The sequence below is a fragment of the Stenotrophomonas sp. GbtcB23 genome (assembly GCF_019091045.1).
GTDB lineage: Bacteria > Pseudomonadota > Gammaproteobacteria > Xanthomonadales > Xanthomonadaceae > Stenotrophomonas > Stenotrophomonas rhizophila_A.
In genome coordinates this window covers 1-1588 of the sequence record NZ_JAGXKC010000108.1, presented here as the reverse complement: position 1 = coordinate 1588, position 1588 = coordinate 1, and the positions used below count along the sequence as shown (strand labels likewise).

The following is a 1588-nucleotide window of genomic DNA, read 5'->3' as shown; positions in this document are numbered from 1 at the left end:
CGCCGTTTGGCGCCGCCCTGCATTGCCGCTGCGCCGGCGAACGCCCAGAATGACGGCCATTGCCGTTGTACTGGAGCCCGCATGCCCGTTGCCGCGTTCACCCTGACCAGAGTCTGCCGTTCATGACCGCCCTGAAGGCCAGGCTGCGCGCTGCGGTCTATCTGGTGCTGCGTACCGGCTTCCGGGCGCTGCCCCTGTCAGAAGGGCAGCGCGACCGCCTGCGCGGCCGCTTCCTGGACCGGCATTCGGACTGGGTGCCGCCGCCGGCGCGCGGGCGGCTTGATGTGGCGGGCGGCGACGGCGCCCGCCGCCCGCTGGTCCGCGCTGATGAACCCGCCATCGGCCACGTGCCGTACCGGGCCGAGGCCTTGCCTGCAACTCTGCCTGCGACCCTGGTGGCGTTCTATCTGCCGCAGTTCCACCCCATCGAACAGAACGATGCGTGGTGGGGCAAGGGCTTCACCGAATGGCGCAATGTCACCCGCGCCCTGCCCCAGTTCGAGGGCCACGTGCAGCCGCGTTTGCCGGCCGATCTGGGCTTCTACGACCTGCGCAACCCGCAGATCATGCGCGAGCAAGCCAGCCTGGCGCAGGAATATGGCATCGGCGCGTTCTGCTTCTACTACTACTGGTTCAGCGGCACCACGCTGCTGGAGACGCCGCTGCGCCAATGGCTGGCCGACGACAGCATCGAAATGCCGTTCTGCCTTTGCTGGGCCAACGAGAACTGGGCCCGGCGCTGGGACGGGCGCGGCGATGACATTCTCATTGGCCAGCAACACAGTGCAGAGGACGATATCGCCTTCATCGCGCACGTGGCCGATTACCTGCGCGACCGCCGTGCGTTGAAGGTGGATGGCAAACCGATGCTGCTGGTGTACCGCCCGCACCTGCTGCCCGACGCACGTGCCACCGCACAGCGCTGGCGCCAGTGGTGCCGGGACCATGACATCGGCGAGGTCCACCTGGCCTACGTGCAGGGCTTCGAGCGCCCGGACCCGCGCGATATCGATTTCGATGCGGCCGTAGAATTTCCGCCGAACATGAGCAACCCGCGTTCGCTGACCGCCGACCAGTACCTGATCAACCCGGATTTCCACGGTGACGTGCGCGACTGGCGCGAGCTGGCCAGCGAAATCGCCGCGCGCCCGCTGCCCGACTACCCGCTGTACCCCGGGGTCAATCCCGGATGGGACAACGAGGCGCGGCGCTCAGGGCGCGGTCGCGTGTACCTGCATGCATCCCCGCGCGGCTACCGCGATTGGCTCTCGGCCACCATCCACAGGCGTCTGGCGCCGGTACCCAGGGCGGAGCGCCTGGTGTTCATCAATGCCTGGAACGAATGGGCCGAGGGCGCTGTGCTGGAGCCGGACCTGAGGCTGGGCCATGCATACCTTGACGCCACACGACAGGCGCTGCACGCCCCCGCCGCCTCCCCTGCCGCGACCCGCCCCTGCGTGGTGATCCACGCGTGGTATCTGGAGGAGCTGGGTGAGCTGCTGGCTCAGGTGAAGCAAAGTGCCATTGAGTTCCGCCTCGTCATCAGCACCTCCCATGAGCACGTCATCCGGGTGGAGACGCTTCTGCA

1 protein-coding gene is annotated in these 1588 nt (G+C 67.8%); it reads left to right on the top strand.

What is annotated here, in order from left to right; genetic code table 11:
* Positions 1 to 122 precede the first annotated feature (122 nt).
* On the top strand, positions 123 to 1588 hold a 1466-nt coding region (locus KVS69_RS18175), incomplete at its 3' end, for a glycoside hydrolase family 99-like domain-containing protein (protein ID WP_217539403.1).